The sequence below is a fragment of the Mycolicibacterium cosmeticum genome (assembly GCF_000613185.1).
Classification (GTDB): Bacteria; Actinomycetota; Actinomycetes; order Mycobacteriales; family Mycobacteriaceae; genus Mycobacterium; species Mycobacterium cosmeticum.
This window is the reverse complement of sequence record NZ_CCBB010000001.1, coordinates 2,567,439-2,586,030: the sequence shown is the minus strand read 5'-3', so window position 1 is coordinate 2,586,030 and position 18,592 is coordinate 2,567,439. Positions and strand designations below refer to the sequence as shown.

Below are 18,592 nucleotides of genomic sequence, written 5' to 3'. Positions count from 1 at the left end.
GGTGAAACAGGCTGAGCCAAGGTCATTTTCAAGATCAGGTGCGAAGCGGCCGATACTTGTCGACGGACCGGCCGGTGGCCGGATTCGGCCCCGGGAGGCGTCGGGGTCGGCCCGCGCGGGCGTGCTACCCCGGCACTGGTGTGGCGGCGTGGACGCGGTAAGCCGGGGGACGCCTCGGTGCGCGAGCGAGCGAGGCGACCGGCTCGTGCGGGCGGCGCGCGCCTTCTCGGGGCCGGGGCGCGGGGTGGACGGACTGACAGTGCCATATGAATTCGACGCCGAGCGCTAACAATGGCAATTTTGACGAATACGTCACATTTTGTCGCCGATGCTTGCGCGAGCAACGCCGGGCCCACTCATATGACGCCGACGAAAATTTTGAAAAGTTTTTTGGTGACGCGGCGTGGCTATGCCATCTCGCGCCATCTCGCGCCATCTCGCGGCCATCTCGTGCCGTGTCCCGGCATTCCGGGCGGGCCGGGACGGTCAATCGCCGGCGTTGAGCGTGGCCTTGCCGATCCGGTGCTGACCGGCCCGGTCGATCCACGTCAGGGCGATGACATCGCCGGGATAGTGCCGATCGAGCACCGCGGTCAGCTCCGTGGCGGAGTCCAGCGGGGTCCCGTCGAGGGTCAGCAGCACATCACCGTCGGCCAGTCCGGCCAGGTCGGCCGGCCCGCCGCGCAACACCTCGTGCACGATCACCCCGGGAAACGCCTCATGCTGCTCGGCCGTGCTGACACCGACGCCCAGCAGCGTCGGCGGGCCGATGTGCACGGTCTCCGACGGGGTGCCTGCGCGAATCTGGTTGGCGATGGGCAGCGCGTCGTTGATCGGGATCGCGAAGCCCTCCCCGCCCGGACCCATCCGGAAGTTGACCGAGGCGGCGGTGGTGATGCCGACCACCTGGCCGGCGCCGTTGACCACCGGTCCGCCCGAGTCCCCGGCCCGCACGGGCGCGGCGATCTCGAACAACCCGGTCATCTGATTCGAGGATCCGGTGAGCTCGTCCTCGGCGCTGATGGTGCGGCCGAAGCCGCTGATGGTCCCGGTCTCCTGGGTCAGCGGGGCGCCGGAACCGCGGGCGTTGCCGAGAGCGACGACGGGATCCCCGACGGCCAGCTGCGCGGAATCGCCCAGCGGGGTGACGGGCAGTCCACCGGCGCCGCGCAACTGCAGCACCGCGATATCCCTGCCGCGGTCGAAGCCGACGATATCGGCGGCGAACGACCGGCCGCCCACCATCGCGTTGATGGTGTCGGCGCCCTGGATCACGTGGTAGTTCGTCAGCACCTGGCCGTTCGGGTCGAGCACGATGCCGGTGCCGGTACCCATCACGTGCTGGTAGTCCACGGTGGTGTCGATGCGCACCACGGATGGCTCGACCGCGGCGATGGCTCCGGTCAGATCGGCGGGTGCCGCCGTGGCGGGAGCGGCTGGGGCGGCCAGCAGCACGGCGGCCAGCATGGCGATCAGGGCCACAAGCCACCTTCGAAAGTGGAACGTGCCCATTCGCCGCCTTCCGGAGCGCCAGAGGTGTTCCCTCAATATTGACGGTGCGACCGGAAACTGTCGACGTGTCGACACGCTGACGGTCAGTCTTCGACGGCTACCCCGCCGCGCGTGCGACCGCGCCGTGCTTTCCCGGCGGGCCGGCGGTTACGCAGTTTGCTCCCACCGGCCTCGGTTTCGGTATCGGTATCGTCAGCGGCCGCGTTACCGGCGACGGAATCCGTATCGCTCGCGGCGGCCTCGTCGGCTGCGGAATCTTCGACGGATTCGTCGTCCGCCGGCGCGCTGTCGGCCTCGGATGTGTCCGAAATCTCGTCGTCAACCTCGTCGCCTGCGCTCTTACCGCGGCCGCGGCGCCCCGTCTTCTCCGCCTTGGTCTTGAGTGGTTTCGGCGGCGGTGGGGGCAGCTCGGCCACGAAGGCGAGATAGAACGTGAATGCGCCGAGCAGCGCGATGGCGGCGGCGGCACCGTAGATGCCGAACAGCCACTGGCCGGCGGTATCCAGGCTCAGCCAGATCTCACTGATGCCGGCGCCCGCGATCAGCAGGCCGGCCAGCACGTGCGCCACCATCGACCACACCCGCAACGACAGCGCCAGGGTGGGCGTGCCGAGCTCCGGCTTGCGGGTGCGCGACCAGGTGAAGAAGACCGGTAGCGCCGTCAGCGCCACGACCGCACCGCACACGATGCGCAGCGCCGTGCCCAGGGTGTGGGGCCACTGCCCGGTCAGCTCGAACCAGCGCGGCAGGACGAAGAAGAAATACAAGGCGACCGCAAGCACCAGAGACGCTGCATGCCACAGCACCGCGATACCGCGCCGCATCGTCCTCCTCGGGTCGGTGGGCCGGGGCGCGCCGGCGGCGATCGTCTGACGACGACGGCCGGTCGCGCCCCGGACCCGACGGCGGAGGATAGGGGATTTGAACCCCTGAGGGCTGTTAACCCAACCCGCGTTCCAGGCGAGCGCCATAGGCCACTAGGCGAATCCTCCGTCGGCCATGTTAGCCGACCATCCGGGGCCGCCCGACCAGCCGCCCGTTTCGCCGACCCCCGGTCGCCCCGCTGCCGCCCGCGCCGAAGGACTACACTCACTGTCCGGACCCCGCGCGGCGTCCATCCTGTGAACTCCCCCAGGGCCGGAAGGCAGCAAGGGTCAATGGGCTCTGGCGGGTGCGCGGGGTCCCCTCATGTGTTTGGTTCACGGCTTCTCTTGAAAGGCGCGCCGTGTCGTTTGAGTCTCTCGGCCGTGACGAATTGGTCGCCCAGCATGACCTGCAGCAGCAGAACTACGCCACGCTGCGGGCCAAAGGGCTGGCCCTCGACCTCACCCGCGGCAAGCCGTCCCCGGAGCAGCTGGATCTGTCCAATGCGCTGCTGAGCCTGCCGGGTGAGACATACCGGGACGCGGACGGCACCGACACCCGCAACTACGGCGGTCTGCACGGGCTGCCCGAGCTGCGGGCCATCTTCGGCGAGCTGCTCGGCGTCCCGGTGCCCAACCTGATCGCCGGCAACAACGCCAGCCTGGAGTTCATGCACGACGCGGTGGTGTTCTCGCTGCTGCACGGCGGGGTCGACTCCCCGCGGCCCTGGGCCGAGGAACGGGCGGGTGCCGGCATCAAGTTCCTGTGCCCCAGCCCGGGGTACGACCGCCATTTCGCCATCACCGAGAGCTACGGCATCGACATGGTGCCCGTGCCGATGCGCGAGGACGGCCCCGACGTCGACCTAATCGAGGAACTGGTCGCCGGGGACGCGACGATCAAGGGCATGTGGTGTGTGCCGGTGTACTCCAACCCGACCGGGGCCACCTATTCCTGGGAGAACGTCCGCAGGCTGGTCCAGATGCGCACGGCCGCACCGGATTTCCGGCTGTTCTGGGACAACGCCTACGCCGTGCACACCATCACCCACGATTTCGTCAAGCAGGTCGACGTGCTCGGGTTGGCCGAGGCCGCGGGTAACCCGAACCGCCCGCTGATCTTCGCCTCGACGTCCAAGATCACCTTCGCCGGTGCCGGGGTCAGTTTCTTCGGTGGCTCACTGGGCAATATCGCCTGGTACCTGCAGCATGCCGCGAAGAAGTCGATCGGGCCGGACAAGGTCAACCAACTGCGTCACCTGAAGTTCTTCGGTGACGCCGACGGGGTGCGTCTGCACATGCAGCGGCATCAGGCGTTGCTGGCGCCCAAGTTCGCGTTGGTCGCCCAGATCCTGGAGGACCGGCTCGGGGAGTCGAAGATCGCCTCCTGGACCGACCCCAAGGGCGGCTACTTCGTCAGCCTCGACGTGCTGCCGGGCACCGCCAAGCGCACCATCGCGCTGGCCAAGGACGCCGGGATCGCCGTGACCGCGGCGGGCGCGGCGTTCCCGTACGGAAAAGACCCCGAGGACAAGAACATTCGGATCGCGCCCAGCTTCCCGTCGGAACCCGATCTGCGCGAGGCCATCGACGGCCTGTCGACCTGTGCGCTGCTCGCGGCCACCGAGTCGCTGCTGGCTCGTGATTAGTCGCACCCGCTCGGTAACCTGCTGATCGTGGCGCTCTACCGTAAGTACCGACCCGCAAGCTTCGCCGAGGTCGTCGGCCAGGAGCATGTCACCGCGCCCCTGTCGACGGCACTGTCGGCGGGGCGCATCAACCACGCCTACCTGTTCTCCGGGCCGCGCGGCTGCGGCAAGACATCGTCGGCGCGCATCCTGGCCCGCTCGCTGAACTGCGAGCAGGGCCCCACCCCGACACCGTGCGGCGTGTGCGATTCGTGCGTGGCGCTGGCCCCCAACGGGCCGGGCAACGTCGACGTCGTCGAGTTGGACGCGGCCAGCCACGGCGGTGTCGACGACACCCGAGAGCTGCGTGACCGCGCGTTCTACGCGCCGGCCCAGTCGCGCTACCGCATCTTCATCGTCGACGAAGCGCACATGGTGACCACCGCCGGGTTCAACGCGCTGCTGAAGATCGTCGAGGAGCCACCGGACCACCTGATCTTCGTGTTCGCGACCACCGAACCGGACAAGGTGTTGCCGACCATCCGGTCCCGCACCCACCACTACCCGTTCCGGCTGCTGGCCCCCAAGACCATGCGCGGCCTGCTGGAACGGATCTGCACCCAGGAGGGTGTCGAGGTCGACGATGCCGTCTACCCGCTGGTCATCCGCGCCGGTGGTGGCTCGCCCCGCGACAGCCTGTCGGTGCTGGACCAGCTGGTGGCCGGCGCCGAGGGCAACCGGGTGGTCTACCAGCGGGCGCTGGCGCTGCTGGGTGCCACCGACGTCGCGCTGATCGACGACGCGGTCGACGCCCTCACCGCCGGTGACGCCGCCGCCCTGTTCGGTGCGGTGGAATCGGTGATCGACGCCGGGCACGACCCGCGCCGCTTCGCCACCGATCTGCTGGAGCGGTTCCGCGATCTCATCGTGCTGAAGGCGGTGCCCGACGCCGCCGACCGCGGGGTGGTCGACGCGCCGGCCGATGTGCTGGAACGGATGCGGGAGCAGGCCGCCCGGCTCGGTTCGGCCACGTTGGCCCGCTACGCGGAGGTGGTGCACGCCGGCCTCGGTGAGATGCGCGGTGCCACCGCGCCGCGGCTGCTGCTGGAGGTGCTCTGCGCCCGGCTGCTGCTGCCGTCGGCCAGCGATACCGAATCGGCTCTGCTGCAACGCATCGAGCGCATCGAGACCCGGTTGGACGTCTCGGTCCCGAACAGCGAGCTGACGCCGCCCGCGCCGCCACCGGTGACCCGGCAGTTCGTCCGGCCCAGCCGTGCCGAGCCGGCACCGGCGCCCGAGCCCGCCTCGGCAACTCCGCCCCCGCCCGCGCCCGCAGCGCAGCCTGCCCCCGAGCCCGTTGCCCCGCCGGAGCCCACACCGGAGCCGGTCGTCGCGGCCCGGCCCGAACCCGAGCCCGTGCGTGCGGCGGCGCCACCGCCGCCCCCGCCACCTGCACCGGTGACCCCGGAGCCGGTGCCCACACCGCCCGTCGCGCCCGCTGCGGCCGCGGTCGGTGAGCCCGATGCGGCCGCCGTCCGCAGCATGTGGAACACCGTGCGGGAGAAGGTGAACGGCCGCAGCAAGGCGCTCAACGCCATGCTGGCCGACGCCATCGTGCGGACCGTCGAGGGCGGCACCCTGGTGCTCAGCCACCCTGCGCCGACCCTGGTGAAACGCCTCGGCGAGACGAAGAACGCCGACATCATCCGGGAGTCGCTCAAGGACGCGCTGGGCGTGGACTGGCAGATCCGGTGTGTGCCCGACACCGGCGAGGCGGTGGCGGTGGGCGCAGGCCCGGCCGCGGCGCAGCCCGATCCCGCCGCCGAAGAGGAACGCATGCTCGCCGAGGCCAGCAGCGACACCTCCGAAGTGGTGCGCCGCGACCCCGAGGAAGTGGCGATCGAGTTGCTGCAGTCCGAGCTCGGCGCGCGCCGGATCGACAAGAACTAGCGGTTACGGAGCCCACCACGGCCGCAGCGGCAGTCCGCCGTCGCCGCCGCGCTCGTCGAGCTTGACCGCCAGAACCTGGTGCAGCTGAACGACGTTGGATTCGAAGCCCCACCGCGATCCGGCCATGTACAGGCCCCACACCTTGGCGGTCGCCAGCCCCACCTCGGCCACCGCCTCGTCCCAGTGCTCGACGAGGTTGCGGCACCAGTCGCGCAGTGTCATCGCGTAGTGCTGACGCAGGTTCTCCTCGTGCAGCACCTCCAGGCCCACGTCCTGGATCTCGGTGATGATGCGCCCGGAGCCGGTGAGTTCCCCGTCGGGGAAGACGTAGCGGTCGATGAAACCCCCGGCAGCCGCCCCCGTCCGGTTGTCCGGCCGGGTGATGCAATGGTTGAGCAGCAGCGCCCCCGGTCGCATCTTGGACTGCAGGAACCGGAAATACGACTGGTAGTTGGCCACCCCGATGTGTTCGGTCAATCCGATCGAGGACACCGCGTCGAAGTTGGCCTCGCGCACATCGCGGTAGTCGCCGTGCCGGACCTCCGCGAACTCCGACAGGCCCTGCTCCCGGATGGCACGCTGGGCCCAGCTGGCCTGCTCCGCCGACAACGTCACCCCCAGGGCCTTGACCCCGCGCGCGGCGGCGTAGCGGACCATGCCGCCCCAGCCGCAACCGACGTCGAGCAACCGGTCACCCGGCTGCAGGCGCAGCTTGTCGAACACCAACCGGTACTTGTTGTCCTGGGCCTGCTCCAGGGTGGCGTCCGCATCCGGGTAGCACGCACAGGTGTAGGTCATCGACGGGCCGAGCACCCACTCGTAGAAGGTGTTCGACACGTCGTAGTGGTGGTGGATGGCCTCCGCGTCACGGGTTTTGCTGTGCCGCAAACCCTCTGCCAGCCGTCGCCATCGCGGCAGCGCCTCCTGCGGCGGCGGCGCGATCGGCAGCAGATGCTCCACGCCGATGGACGCGATGATGTTGGCCAGCACCCGGGCCGGGGGCCGCTTGAAATCCATCTTGTCCGACAGGGCCCGGATCACGTCGTACGGGTCACCCGGGTGCACGCCCTTGGGTTCCAGGTCGCCGGAGACGTAGGCCCGCACCAGCCCGAGCTCGCCGGGAGAAGTGGCCAGGTAGGTGGTTCCCCGCGGGGTCTTGAGGTCCAGGCCGACGGGCGCGTCCGCGGGCCCCGCGGTGCTGCCGTCATAGGCGGTGAACTTGAGGGGAAGGTCACCCCCGGCGAAGATCTCCAGGATCTCGGCGAGCGTCAGCTTGCCGGTGGGCGCCGTCGTGCGGTCCTTGAATGTGGTCATCGTCTTTGCACCGCCTTCGCATACAGATCGAGCAGCCGGGAATCGGGATCGTAATTCTTCTTCACGGTCCGGTACGCCTCGCCGCCGTAGAGTTCGTCGAACTCCTCGGCGGTGTAGAACGAGTCCGAGTACAACGATTTGTGCCCGTCGAGTTCACTGACCTTGCGTTCGATCAGCTTATTGGTATGGCCTTCCTCGGGACCCACCGGGACCGACGACCAGAAACCGACGTTGACGTAGGTGTGGTGCGGCCGGATCGGGTACAGCGGCCATTCGGTGTCGCCACGTAACCGCAGCGGGCACAACCAGATCGGTTCGATCGGAACGTTGGTCAGGAACCAATGCAGATACTCGGCGCACCGTTCGATGGGTACCTCGATGTCCTGCACCACCCGCTCGCGCGGCGGCCTGCCGTTCCGTTTCTCGATGCGGTCGGCGATGTCGAACCGCTGGTCGTAGCCCACCAGCTTCCAATAGAAGCTGCTGCGCCGGTATCGGCGCGGCCACAGCCGGCGCATGACCGGATGCTGCGCCCCGAAAGCCCTTGAACACCAGAACCAGTCGGTGTCCCAGCGCCACAGGTAGTCGTGGATGGTCAGCCGGTCGTGCTTCTCGCCGTCGGCGTGCTGGATGGAGCGGTAATAGATCTGCTGACCGGTGTAGTCGCTGACCGGGCCGGGGGTGGCCGTCTGCACTCCCAGGCACAGGTAGCTCTCGTACGCGCTGAAGACGACGCCGTCCAGATAGTCGACCGGCACGCCGTCGTGGCCGCCGGTTTCGATGATCCGGTCCATCGCGGCGACCAGCTCCTCGATCGTGTGGAAGCGCAGGTGACGCAGGCTCACGAACGGTTTGACCGATTCCAGCTCGATCTTCAGCCGCACCGAGTAGCCAAGCGTGCCATACGAATTGGGGAAGGCGTGGAACAGGTCGGGATGGTCGGTTCGGCTCGCCGTGACGATATCTCCGGCGCCGGTGAGGATGTCGAGCTCGAGCACCGACTCATGCGGCAGACCGTTGCGGAACGACGTCGACTCGATGCCCAGGCCCGTGACGGCCCCGCCGAGGGTGATGGTCTTGAGCTGGGGCACCACCAGGGGCGCCAACCCGTAGGGCAACGTCGCCGCCACCAGATCCTCGTACGTGCACATTCCGGCCACGTCGGCGGTACGGGCGTCGGGGTCGACACCGATCACACCGGTCAGTCCGGAGGTGTCCAAACCCTTGGCGGCGCTCTTCGCGCGAGCACGGAAAAGGTTGGACGTGGGCTTGTTCAGGCGCACGGTGGCGGTCGCGGGGATGGCGCGGTAACTGTCCAGCAGCCGCTGCACCCCTGCGGTATGGGCCCCCTGTGCGTCGGTCGCGGCAACAGACACACATATACGCTAGTCCTCGGTCGCCCACGATGCGACCGCACGTGCTGGTGAGACGACAGGAGTTTTGCGGTAATGGGACAGGTCAGCGCATCCAACACCGTCTTGATCAACGCGGCTCCCGACGCCGTACTCGCGGCGGTCGCCGATTACCAGATGGTGCGGCCGAAGATCCTGTCCTCGCATTACAGCAACTACCAAGTGCTCGAAGGCGGGCAGGGCGCGGGCACCGTGGTGTCCTGGAAACTGCAGGCCACCGAGTCGCGAGTGCGCGATGTCAAGGCCACCGTGGACGTGGCCGGCAAGACCGTCATCGAGAAGGACGCCAACTCCACGCTGGTGAGCAACTGGACGGTGGCGCCGGCGGGCACCGGGTCCACCGTGACCCTCAAGACCTCCTGGCAGGGTGCGGGCGGTGTCAAAGGCTTCTTCGAGAAGACCTTCGCGCCCCTGGGCCTGCGCAAGATCCAGGATGCGGTGTTGGCCAACCTGAAGAAGGAACTCGAGGGCTAGCAGCTACCGTGCCCCGGCCGCCAGGTAGGTGACGATGCCGCGGACGATGGCGTCGGCGTACTTCTGGCGGCCGGTGTCGGACTCCATCAGCGCCGAATCGGCCGGGTTCTTCATGTTGCCGCACTCGACCAGGATCGACGGGTACTGCGCCAGGTTCAGCCCGGCGATATCGGCGCGGGCGTCCAGCCCGCCGGACCCGATGTAGTTCGCCGGCGGGATGCCGGAGCCTTGCATCTGGTCGCGCATCACCTGGGCGAACTGGACAGCGGGCCCGGCCTGGGCGGTGTTCAGCGGCGGCGACGAGTACAGCACGTGGAACCCACGGCCGTTGGCGGGTCCGCCGTCGGCGTGGATGCTCACGATGGCGTTGGGCCGGATGGCGTTGGCCATGGCGGCGCGCTCGTCGACGCACGGGCCCAGGGCGTCGTCGTTACCCCGCGACATCGCCGTGCGCACCCCGAGCTGGGTGAGAGCGGCCCGCACCCGCAGCGTGGTGTCCCAGTTGAAGGTGTGTTCCGGATAGCCCGAGTTGGTGCTGGTGCCGCTGGCCTGGCAGTCCTTCGTGCCGCCCCGGCCGGTGGGCACCTGGCGGCTGATGGACGCGTCGTTGGCGCCGTTGTGGCCGGGGTCTAGGAACACGATCATGCCGGCGATGTTGGCCGGGGCGGCAGCGGCGGGCGGCACGGTCGAGGACGTCACGGTGGCGGTGCCGGCGACGAGCAGGGCCGTGGCCAAGACACGCAAACTGTTGGGGACGTGCACGGCGCCACCGTAGCGGCGACGGCGACTAGTCTTGAAGGACAAACCGCCGTCGGCTCACGAGTGAAACCAAGTCGAGACCGGTACGCAACCAAGCCAAGACGCAAGGGGACGACATGCAACCCGGCAGCCCGCCCGATATGTCCGCGCTGCTCGCGCAGGCCCAGCAGGTGCAGCAGCAACTGATGGAGGCGCAGGAGGCGCTGGCCAACGCGGAGGTGCACGGCCAGGGCGGCGGCGGCCTGGTTCAGGTCACGATGAAGGGCAGCGGTGAGGTGGTGGCGGTGGCCATCGATCCCAAGGTGATCGACCCGCAGGATCCGGAGACCCTGCAGGACCTCATCGTCGGTGCCCTGGCCGATGCCGCCAAGCAGGTGACCATCCTGGCGCAGTCGCGGCTGGGCCCGCTGGCCGGCGGGCTGGGTGGCCTCGGGTTGCCCGGACTGTAGAGGCACCTGAGTGTTCGAGGGCCCCGTCCAGGATCTGATCGACGAGCTCGGCAAGCTGCCCGGTATCGGGCCGAAAAGCGCGCAGCGCATCGCTTTTCACCTGTTGTCGGTCGAACCTCCGGATATCGACCGGCTGACCGCGGTGCTGGGCCGGATCCGCGACGGTGTCACGTTCTGCGCGGTGTGCGGCAACGTCTCCGACGAGCAGCGCTGCCGGATCTGCAACGACCCGCGCCGTGATGCCTCGCTGGTGTGTGTGGTCGAGGAGCCCAAGGACATCCAGGCGGTGGAACGCACCCGTGAGTTCCGCGGCCGCTACCACGTGCTGGGCGGTGCGCTGGACCCGCTGTCCGGGGTCGGCCCGGACCAGCTGCGGATCCGCGAACTGCTCAATCGGATCGGCGAGCGGGTCGATGGTGTCGACGTCGCCGAGGTGATCATCGCCACCGACCCGAACACCGAAGGCGAGGCGACCGCCACGTATCTGATGCGCATGTTGCGCGACATCCCCGGCCTGACGGTGACCCGGATCGCCTCCGGCCTGCCGATGGGTGGGGACCTCGAGTTCGCCGACGAGCTGACCCTGGGCCGGGCCCTGGCCGGCCGGCGCGCCATGGTCTAGCCAGGGCTCACCCGGCCAGCAGTTCCTCCAGCATCAGGTCCGCCACCGGGCTGTCCGCGAGCGGCTTGAGCACGACATAGTCGGCGACACCGAGGCGCTGCACATCGGCGATCAACCCGGCCAGGCCGCGTGGTGTGCCGACGTAGCGCAGCGCGCCGCTGGCGGGCACCCGCTCCAGTGCCCGGAACGCCGCGCGGCTGTCGCGGTCGATCAGCACCTCGATGTCGAGCAGCACCGGCTTTCCCGCGGCGCGGACCTTGGCCGCGCGGCGTTGGGCGTCCTGCAGATCTGCGGCGGCGATACGCACACCGTCCATGGCCGGCTCCTTACTGGAAAGCGGGGACGACTTCCTTGATGAACAGTTCCAGGGATATGCGCTTCTCGTCGTGGCTCATGCTGTTGTCGATCCAGAAGCTGTACTCGTCGACGCCGAGATCCCGGTAGGTGTGTAACCGCTCGATGACCTCGTCGGGGGTGCCGATCATGGCGGTTCGGTGCAGCGATTCCAGTTCGAACTCCGGGCGCCCGGCGAATTTCGATTCCGGGCTGGGGTCCAGGAAGCCGTTGACCGGTGTGGTCGAGTTCCCGAACCAGGCATCGAAGGTGCGGTAGAACCGCGAGATGGCCGCGGCCGCCGGACGCCAGCCGTCGGGATCTGCCGGCGAGTGAATATGGGTGTGGCGCAACACCATCAGCTGCGGGCGCGGCACCTCGGGATGGTTGGCGACGGCGGTCTCGAACTTGTCCCGCAGCGCCACCACCTCCTCGTCGCCCTTCATCAGGGGTGTGACCATCACATTGCAGCCATGGGCCACCGCGAAGTCGTGGGAGTCGGGGTCGCGGGCGGCGATCCACATCGGCGGGGTCGGCTTCTGCACCGGCTTGGGTACGCTGGTCGACGTCGGGAACTGCCAGATCTGCCCGTCGTGCGCGTAGTCGCCCTGCCACAGGTTGCGGACCGCGGGCACCAGTTCGCGGAGGTATTTGCCGCCGTCGGAGGCTGCCAGTCCGGGCATCATCCGGTCGAACTCGATCTGGTAGGCGCCGCGGGCCAGTCCGACCTCCATGCGACCGTTGCTGATCACGTCGAGCAGGGCGCATTCACCCGCCACCCGGATCGGGTTCCAGAACGGCGCGATGATGGTTCCCGCCCCGAGCCGAATGGTGCTGGTCTGGCCGGCCAGGTACGCCAGCAGCGGCATCGGGCTCGGCGAGATGGTGTACTCCATGGCGTGGTGTTCGCCGATCCACACCGTCGAAAAACCGCCGGCCTCGGCCAATAATGTCAGCTCGGTCAGGTTCTCGAAAAGTTCACGATGGCTGACCGATTCGTCCCAACGCTCCATGTGCACGAACAGCGAGAATCTCATGACGGCTCCTTCGATCTCATTTCGGCGATGGTCAGATCGCCTGTGGCCCAATGGGTCCGGGGAACCTCCCGGACGATGACGCGGATGTGCTCGGGGCGGGTGTCCACGGTGCGCAACACCGCCTCGTGCACCTCGTGCATCATGGCGCGGATCTGCGCGGCCGACCGGCCCTCGGCGATGGTGACCTCGACGAGTGGCATGTCAGCTCCGCATCACGAACGGGTCGGGCACCGGGCCCTCGTCGGTGTTGATCCACACGCTCTTGAGCCGGGTGTACTCCTTGATGGTCTCGGTGCCGTGCTCGACGCCGACACCGCTGCTCTTGAAGCCTTGCCTGGGGGACATGGGTGACATGGCCCGGTAGGTGTTCACCCAGATGGTGCCGGCGTCCAGCCGTGCCGCCATCCGGTGTGCGCGGGCCAGATTCGAGGTCCAGATCCCGGCGGCCAGACCGTAGTCGGTGTCATTGGCGAGCGCGATCACCTCGTCTTCGGTGTCGAAGGGCATGACCGCCGCGACCGGCCCGAAGATCTCCTCGCGGACCACCCGCATCTCGTTGGTCACGTCGACCAGAACCGTTGGTTCGTAGAAGAATCCGCCGAGGCCGCCATCGGTGGCCCGACCGCCGGTGAGCACCCGGGCGCCCTCGCTGCGGCCAAGGTCGACGTAAGAGGCGACCTTGTCGCGTTGATCCTCGAATGCCAGCGGGCCGAGTTCGGTGTCGTCGTCGAGCGGGTTGCCCATCCGGATGCTGCGGGCGCGCTCGGCGACGCGGTCGAGCAGTTCGTCGTAGATCGCGCGGTGGGCGAACACTCGGCTGCCCGCGATGCACGTCTGCCCGGCCGCGGCGAAGATGCCCGCCACCACACCGGTGGCGGCGTTGGCGATGTCGGCGTCGTCGAAGACGATGTTCGGGGACTTGCCGCCCAGCTCCAGCGTCGAACCGATGAACCGGCCGGCCGCCGCCGAGGCGATGCGTGAACCGGTGGCGGTGCTGCCGGTGAACGAGATCTTCGCCAGCCCGCGATGATCCACCAGCGGCTGGCCGGCTTCGGCGCCGAAGCCGGTGACGACGTTGACCGCACCCGGCGGGAAGCCGGCCTCGATCGCGAGTTCGGCGAGTTTCAGCACCGTCGCCGACGTGTACTCCGACGGTTTGATCACCACGGTGTTGCCGACGCACAACGCGGGTGCCAGCTTGCTGGTGGTCAGCGTCAACGGAGAATTCCACGGGGTGATCGCGCCGACCACCCCCAGCGGCTCGCGCATGGTGTAGTTGAGCACCTGACGATTCGAGGTGGGGATCACCTCACCGTGGATCTTGTCGGCCAAACCCGCGTAGTAGTAGTAATACTCGGGCAGCGTGGCCAGCTGGCCCCGCATCTCCCGCAGCAACTTGCCGTTGTCCAACGACTCCGAGCGGGCCAGTTCCTCGGCGTGTGCACCGATGAGGTCACCGAGCCGGCGCAGCAGGTGACCGCGTTTGGTCTGGGACAGATCACGCCACCGGGGGTCGTGGAATGCCTCGGTCGCCGCGGCCACGGCCGTGTCGATATCGGCGGCGTTGCCGCGTGCGGCCCGGTACAGCACCTCCCGGGTGGCCGGGTTGGTGCTCTCGAAGTACTCGCCGGAGTTCGGTGGGGTCGGTGCGCCGCCGATGAAGTGCTGCAGTGTTTCAGACACGGGTGTGACCTCCGAGGACGCGGGTGTGGAAGGACGTGAGGCAGGCGGCCAGTTCGGCCGGCTTCTGGACGGGGAGCATGTGTCGCGCGCCGGGGATGACGACGGCCTCACAACCCGGAATGGAGTCGGCCAGTCGCCGCGTCATCTCCGGGGTGGAGCCGGGGTCGTCGGATCCGGTGACGGCCAACGCGGGCACCCCGATGCGGCCCAACTGCGGGCCGATCTCGGCGTCCGCGGTGGCGAACACCCGGTAGCAGTGCAGGAAGCTGTCGCGATCGTTGGCCGCCAGCATTGCGGCGGTGGCGGCCACCTGCTCGGGGCCGACGTCGGTGCCGTCGTACCAACGGTGCAGCGATGCAGCCGAACTGGCCGCCATATCGGCGGCCGCGGCGTCCAGCCGGGCCAGCACGGCGGCCCGTTCCTGCGGGGTGCGCCGGCACACCGAGGCCACCGACGCCAGCGAGGCCACCAGTTCGGGCCGGTGCACCGCAAGGTGTTGGGCCACCAGCGCGCCGAGCGAGAACCCGACGAGGTGTGCACCGGGCGGAATGTCGGCGGCGACCCCGTCGGCCAGGTCGGCCAGGGTCACCCCGGCCGGGGCCGGTGGCCGCGCGCCGTGGCCGGGCAGGTCCGGTGTGATGACGGTGAACCGGTCGTCCAGCAGCGCGGTGACCGGCTCCCACACGGTGTGGTCGAGCCCCACCCCGTGCAGCAGGACGACGGCGGTCACTGCTCGGAGCTCAACGGGGCCAGCCGCTGCTGCGGGCGGCCCTGCGCGGACGCGGCCAGCGCGATGACGATCTCGTCGGCGTGTGGGGCGTCGGCGACACGGACCTCGACGGTCTGGTGGTGGGAGCGGATGGTGGCGTCGGTGATGTGTTTGAGCGGGATGTCGAAGAGCACACCGGCCGGCCCGCGCTTCTCCACCGCGGGCAACAACGTGGTGGCGTTGGCCGCCTTGCGGAAGTGGTCGCCGAACTTCAGCGTGTGGATCAACCCGGAGCCGTGTTCGATCTCGCCGTCGAGCCCGACGATCGCCGCCTTGCCGTAGGCCTCGGCGGGGGCGTCGAGGGCTTCGAGCACCAGGGGAGCGAGTAGCGCGCCGAGATCGGACGCTGTCGCGTCGATGCCCGGGTTCAGGTTCTCCACGAATCCCTGCCCAGCCCACGGATTTTCGATCACCGCGGCGACGACGGCGACACGAGCCGGCGGATTGACCTCCCGGCCGCCCTCGGTGCGGATCTCTTCGACGACGGTGACGATCTTGCGCAGCTTCATGACAGGACACTCTCCAGACTCTTGACGGTGACGGCGGGGTCGGTGGTGCGGTCCCCGATGCGGGGATGCGGGCGGGGGCCGGTGGATCCGGCGGCGACGATGACCAGTTCGTCGGCGCGCGGACCGTCCGAGATCCGGGTGCTCACCGTCTGGTAGTGGCTGCGGGTCGCGGCCTGCGTCTTGTGCCACAGCGGGATCACCAGCGGCTCACCGGCTTCCGCGCGGGCGTCGGCGAAGCAGATGATCGACTCGCCGCCGAGGAATTCGCGCATCAGGTTGCCGAAGTAGGGGGTATGGATGAGTGCGCCGCCGTGTTCGATCTCGCCGGCGGTACCGACGAGGGCCGCCTTGCCGAACGCCTCGACCGCTTCGGCCCCGCCGAGGGCCTGGGTCAGCCGGTCGGTGAGCAGTCGCGCGAGCAGGGGAGCGATCTGCGTGACCTCGGCGGACAGGTCACGTCCGGGGCCGGTACCCACCCACGGGTTGGCGATGACGGCCGCGACGCTGGCCTGTACGGCGGGGTGTGCCGGGTGCGCCCCGGCCTCGGTGACGACCGTCTCGCGGTACGAGACCACCTTGCGCAGGCCAATCTGTTGCATGCCACAGACGATAGTTGGCCGAGTTGTCGACGGTCAAGGATGGACAGCCAAGGGAGGACGAATCTGCAGATAAGTGCAAGATATGCACCGCCCGAGGTGTAGCGGCGACAGTTCGCGTTGACAGTGACTGTGACTCCACTTACATTCTGTTGCATACAAGTCGCCCGGCAGGAGTTTCCCATGACAGCTGACCTCGGCACCGAGCCGATCACGGAAGTACCGGCACCACCCCGGACGGGCCGGCTCGGATCGGTCTTCTGGACCTCCGTCGGCATCTCCGCCGTCTTCGTGGCGTGGGCCGTGGTGCTCACCGACAACCTCAACAAGGTCACCACCGCCTCCCTGAACTGGGTGACCGGCAGCTTCGGCTGGCTCTACCTGGTGGTGACGCTCGGCCTGCTGGTGTTCCTCGTCTTCCTCGCGTTCAGCCCGTACGGCGACGTCCGGCTCGGCAAGGACAGTGACCGCCCGGAGTTCAGCACCCTCACCTGGCTGGCGATGATCCTGAGCGCGGTCATGGGCATCGGATTGGTGTCCTACGGTGTCGCCGAACCGATCTCGCATCTGGCCGCGCCCCCGCACGGTCTGGCCGAACCCGGCAGCCCACAGGCCGCGGTGCGCGCCATGCAATACTCCTACTTCGACTGGGGTCTGCACGCCTGGGCCATCTTCGCGGTGTTCGGTCTGGCCATCGCCTACTCCACCTATCGGATGGGTCGGCGCACCCTGGTCAGCCAACTTTTCGTGCCGCTGATCGGCGATCGCGCGAACGGGCCGATCGGCAAGGTGATCGACGTGCTGGCGGTGTTCGCGACTCTGTTCGGCACCACAACCTCGCTCGGACTGGGCGCGCTCCAGGTCAACAACGGTCTGTTCACCCTGTTCGGCATCCCGGTCAACAACGTCGCCCAGGTGGTCATCATCGCCGCCGTGACGGCCGTGTTCACCATGTCCGCGGTGACCGGCGTCAGCAAGGGCATCAAGTTCCTCAGCCAGGGCAGCACGGTGATGGCGGTTGCGCTGTTCGTGTTCATGCTCGTCGTCGGACCGACCGTCTTCATCGCCAACCTCTACATCGAGTCACTGGGCACCTGGGCCACCGACTTCTTCCGGATGAGCCTGCAGGGCACCGCCTTCGGTGATCTGGAATGGATGCAGTGGTGGACCTATTTCATGCTGGCATGGTGGGTGTCGTGGGGCGCCTTCGTCGGGGTGTTCCTGGCCCGGATTTCCAAGGGCCGCACCGTCCGTGGGTTCATCGTCGGTGTGCTGGTGGTACCGAGCGTGGTGTTCTTCACCTGGTTCACCGTGTTCGGCGGAACCGCCATCCACATCGACATGTTCGAGGGCGGGGATATCGCCAAACAGACAGCCGCAGACATCAACAGCGCGTTCTTCGCGACCTTGGCCCACTTCCCGCTCGCCTCGGTGACCTCGGTGGTGGCCATCCTGCTGGTGCTGATCTTCTTCATCTCCGGCGCGGACGCCAACACCTATGTGCTGGGCATGATGACCAGTGACGGCACGCTGACGCCACGGCGCGGCGTCCTGATCCTGTGGGGTGTGCTGACCGGGATCACGGCCGTGGTGCTGATGTTCGCCGGCGGCCTCAACGCCTTGCAGAACACCGTGATCGTCGCCTCGCTGCCGTTCCTGATCATCATCGCGTGCCTGGCGGTGTCGTTCTGGAAGGACCTCATCGCCGACCGCAAGCACACCGCGCCCGAGACGCCCATCGCTGATCTCATCGACGACTAGGAGACTCCATGCCCGACAACGCATCCCGCCGCAACCGCATCCGGGCCGCCTGGGCGGCCGCGTGGGACCGCGGCGAGGTGGACGCCATCGACGAGCTGTTGGCCGACCGGTACCGGCGCATCGGTGCCAACGGCACCGGCCTCGGCCGGGAGGAGTTCAAGGCGTCGATCACCGCGACGCGCACCGCGTTCCCCGACCTGCTCACCACCATCGACGACATCGTCGTCGAGGGCGACCGGGCGGCCGTGCGCTGGCACAGCACCGGCAGCCATGAGCACTCCTTCCTCGGGGTGCCCGCCACCAAGCGCACAGTGCAGGTCAGCGGTGCCACCTTCGCCCGGTTCGACGGCGAGCACATCGTGGAAGAGCACGTCACCTGGGATCCGCGGACCCTGCTGACCGCGCTCGGCATCATCGCGGTGGGACAAGACCGGTGACCGATGCCGATCTGATGAAACAGGTGAACCGTCGGTTCGTCACCGGGGTGACCGCCGTGACCGCCCGCGACGGTGAGCTGCCGCGCGGGCTCGCGGTCAACGCGTTCGCCAGTATCTCGCTGGACCCACCCACGGTCATGGTCGCCGTGCAACACACGTCGTCGACGCATGAATGCCTGTTCCGCGCAGAACATCTGGCCATCAACATCCTGTCCACCGACCAGCTCGACGTCGTCACCCGGTTCGCCACCAAATCGGATGACAAATTCGCGGGTCTGGAGTGGCGGCCCGGACCGCACGGCAGCCCGCTGTTGGGCCGCAGTGCCGCCGCGATGGAGGTGCGCATCCTCGAACGACTGCAGGCCAGCACGCACACCGTGTTCATGTGCCGGGTGGTCCACGCCGAGGTGACCGACCTGCACCCGATGGTGTACAGCGCCGGTAAGTTCTTCGACGGCGGCAACCTGGCCGCACTGTCCTAGGG

20 protein-coding genes, 1 tRNA gene and 1 other RNA gene are annotated in these 18,592 nt (G+C 68.3%); 9 read left to right on the top strand and 13 right to left on the bottom strand.

What is annotated here, in order from left to right; translation table 11 throughout:
* Window positions 1–486: 486 nt before the first annotated feature.
* The 3 genes from BN977_RS12500 to BN977_RS12490 form a co-directional block, all read right to left on the bottom strand.
* Window positions 487–1,512 (bottom strand): S1C family serine protease, encoded by a 1,026-nt coding sequence (locus tag BN977_RS12500; RefSeq protein WP_036397782.1) that lies wholly within the window; start codon window positions 1,510–1,512, stop codon window positions 487–489.
* Window positions 1,513–1,595: 83 nt separating this feature from the next.
* A complete protein-coding gene (locus BN977_RS12495; RefSeq protein ID WP_036397781.1) occupies window positions 1,596–2,336 on the bottom strand; it encodes a lipid uptake coordinator LucA in 741 nt (246 codons plus the stop codon).
* Window positions 2,337–2,418: 82 nt separating this feature from the next.
* A tRNA-Ser gene (locus BN977_RS12490) sits at window positions 2,419–2,504 on the bottom strand.
* A gap of 103 nt (window positions 2,505–2,607) precedes the next feature.
* On the opposite strand from BN977_RS12490, the gene ffs reads away from it, so the two are divergent.
* The 3 genes from ffs (at window position 2,608) to BN977_RS12480 (ending at window position 5,953) form a co-directional block, all read left to right on the top strand.
* Window positions 2,608–2,702, top strand: an RNA gene (gene ffs / locus BN977_RS31830) — signal recognition particle sRNA small type.
* Window positions 2,703–2,737: 35 nt separating this feature from the next.
* Window positions 2,738–4,024, top strand: coding sequence for an aspartate aminotransferase type Ic (locus tag BN977_RS12485; RefSeq protein ID WP_024452234.1), 1,287 nt, complete (start codon window positions 2,738–2,740; stop codon window positions 4,022–4,024).
* A 27-nt stretch (window positions 4,025–4,051) separates the two neighbouring features.
* Window positions 4,052–5,953: a DNA polymerase III subunits gamma/tau gene (locus BN977_RS12480; protein ID WP_036397780.1), complete on the top strand. Its 1,902-nt coding sequence runs from the start codon at window positions 4,052–4,054 to the stop codon at window positions 5,951–5,953.
* A gap of 3 nt (window positions 5,954–5,956) precedes the next feature.
* Here the strand turns inward: BN977_RS12480 and BN977_RS12475 are convergent, their stop codons facing one another.
* Window positions 5,957–7,267: a class I SAM-dependent methyltransferase gene (locus tag BN977_RS12475; protein WP_036397778.1), complete on the bottom strand. Its 1,311-nt coding sequence runs from the start codon at window positions 7,265–7,267 to the stop codon at window positions 5,957–5,959.
* Entirely contained in the window at window positions 7,264–8,643 is a 1,380-nt protein-coding gene (locus BN977_RS12470) for an FAD-binding oxidoreductase (RefSeq protein WP_036397777.1), read from the bottom strand. Before BN977_RS12470 ends, BN977_RS12475 begins: the two co-directional genes overlap by 4 nt.
* Window positions 8,644–8,715: 72 nt before the next feature.
* Between BN977_RS12470 and BN977_RS12465 the strand changes: the two genes are divergently transcribed.
* On the top strand, window positions 8,716–9,153 hold the full coding sequence (locus tag BN977_RS12465) for an SRPBCC family protein (RefSeq protein ID WP_036397776.1): 438 nt from the start codon (window positions 8,716–8,718) through the stop codon (window positions 9,151–9,153).
* Between the two features lie 3 nt (window positions 9,154–9,156).
* On the opposite strand, the gene BN977_RS12460 is transcribed toward BN977_RS12465, so the two are convergent.
* A complete protein-coding gene (locus BN977_RS12460) occupies window positions 9,157–9,888 on the bottom strand; it encodes an Rv3717 family N-acetylmuramoyl-L-alanine amidase (RefSeq protein ID WP_407661193.1) in 732 nt (243 codons plus the stop codon).
* 140 nt (window positions 9,889–10,028) lie between these two features.
* Here BN977_RS12460 and BN977_RS12455 point away from each other — a divergent pair, with 140 nt between their 5' ends.
* Together BN977_RS12455 and recR are read left to right on the top strand one after the other, a co-directional pair.
* Complete coding sequence (locus BN977_RS12455) at window positions 10,029–10,361, top strand: YbaB/EbfC family nucleoid-associated protein (protein ID WP_024452228.1); 333 nt, start codon at window positions 10,029–10,031, stop codon at window positions 10,359–10,361.
* 10 nt (window positions 10,362–10,371) lie between these two features.
* Window positions 10,372–10,983, top strand: coding sequence for a recombination mediator RecR (gene recR / locus BN977_RS12450; RefSeq protein ID WP_024452227.1), 612 nt, complete (start codon window positions 10,372–10,374; stop codon window positions 10,981–10,983).
* 7 nt (window positions 10,984–10,990) lie between these two features.
* Here the strand turns inward: recR and BN977_RS12445 are convergent, their stop codons facing one another.
* From BN977_RS12445 to BN977_RS12415, 7 genes are read right to left on the bottom strand one after another with little or no spacing between them, the layout of a single operon-like run.
* Window positions 10,991–11,299, bottom strand: coding sequence for a hypothetical protein (locus BN977_RS12445; RefSeq protein WP_051561314.1), 309 nt, complete (start codon window positions 11,297–11,299; stop codon window positions 10,991–10,993).
* 10 nt (window positions 11,300–11,309) lie between these two features.
* A complete protein-coding gene (locus BN977_RS12440) occupies window positions 11,310–12,353 on the bottom strand; it encodes an LLM class flavin-dependent oxidoreductase (protein WP_036397774.1) in 1,044 nt (347 codons plus the stop codon).
* Window positions 12,350–12,553: a tautomerase family protein gene (locus BN977_RS12435; RefSeq protein ID WP_036397773.1), complete on the bottom strand. Its 204-nt coding sequence runs from the start codon at window positions 12,551–12,553 to the stop codon at window positions 12,350–12,352. Before BN977_RS12435 ends, BN977_RS12440 begins: the two co-directional genes overlap by 4 nt.
* 1 nt (window position 12,554) lies before the next feature.
* Entirely contained in the window at window positions 12,555–14,036 is a 1,482-nt protein-coding gene (locus BN977_RS12430; RefSeq protein WP_036397772.1) for an aldehyde dehydrogenase, read from the bottom strand.
* Window positions 14,029–14,766 carry an alpha/beta fold hydrolase gene (locus tag BN977_RS12425; RefSeq protein ID WP_036397771.1) on the bottom strand — a complete coding sequence of 246 codons (738 nt, stop codon included), beginning with the start codon at window positions 14,764–14,766 and terminating at the stop codon, window positions 14,029–14,031. The genes BN977_RS12430 and BN977_RS12425 overlap by 8 nt, the downstream gene beginning before the upstream one ends.
* Window positions 14,763–15,314 (bottom strand): amino acid synthesis family protein, encoded by a 552-nt coding sequence (locus tag BN977_RS12420; protein WP_036397769.1) that lies wholly within the window; start codon window positions 15,312–15,314, stop codon window positions 14,763–14,765. The genes BN977_RS12425 and BN977_RS12420 overlap by 4 nt, the downstream gene beginning before the upstream one ends.
* Window positions 15,311–15,913: an amino acid synthesis family protein gene (locus BN977_RS12415; protein ID WP_036397767.1), complete on the bottom strand. Its 603-nt coding sequence runs from the start codon at window positions 15,911–15,913 to the stop codon at window positions 15,311–15,313. Before BN977_RS12415 ends, BN977_RS12420 begins: the two co-directional genes overlap by 4 nt.
* A gap of 180 nt (window positions 15,914–16,093) precedes the next feature.
* On the opposite strand from BN977_RS12415, the gene BN977_RS12410 reads away from it, so the two are divergent.
* Genes BN977_RS12410 through BN977_RS12400 form a run of 3 tightly spaced genes read left to right on the top strand, consistent with a single transcriptional unit; the run spans window position 16,094 to window position 18,590 of the window.
* The gene (locus tag BN977_RS12410; RefSeq protein WP_036397766.1) at window positions 16,094–17,671 is read left to right on the top strand and encodes a BCCT family transporter; all 1,578 of its coding nucleotides are present in this window, start codon (window positions 16,094–16,096) and stop codon (window positions 17,669–17,671) included.
* An 8-nt stretch (window positions 17,672–17,679) separates the two neighbouring features.
* On the top strand, window positions 17,680–18,108 hold the full coding sequence (locus BN977_RS12405; RefSeq protein WP_036397765.1) for an ester cyclase: 429 nt from the start codon (window positions 17,680–17,682) through the stop codon (window positions 18,106–18,108).
* Window positions 18,105–18,590, top strand: a complete 486-nt coding sequence (locus tag BN977_RS12400; RefSeq protein WP_036397764.1) for a flavin reductase family protein — start codon at window positions 18,105–18,107, stop codon at window positions 18,588–18,590. The genes BN977_RS12405 and BN977_RS12400 overlap by 4 nt, the downstream gene beginning before the upstream one ends.
* Window positions 18,591–18,592: the final 2 nt, after the last annotated feature.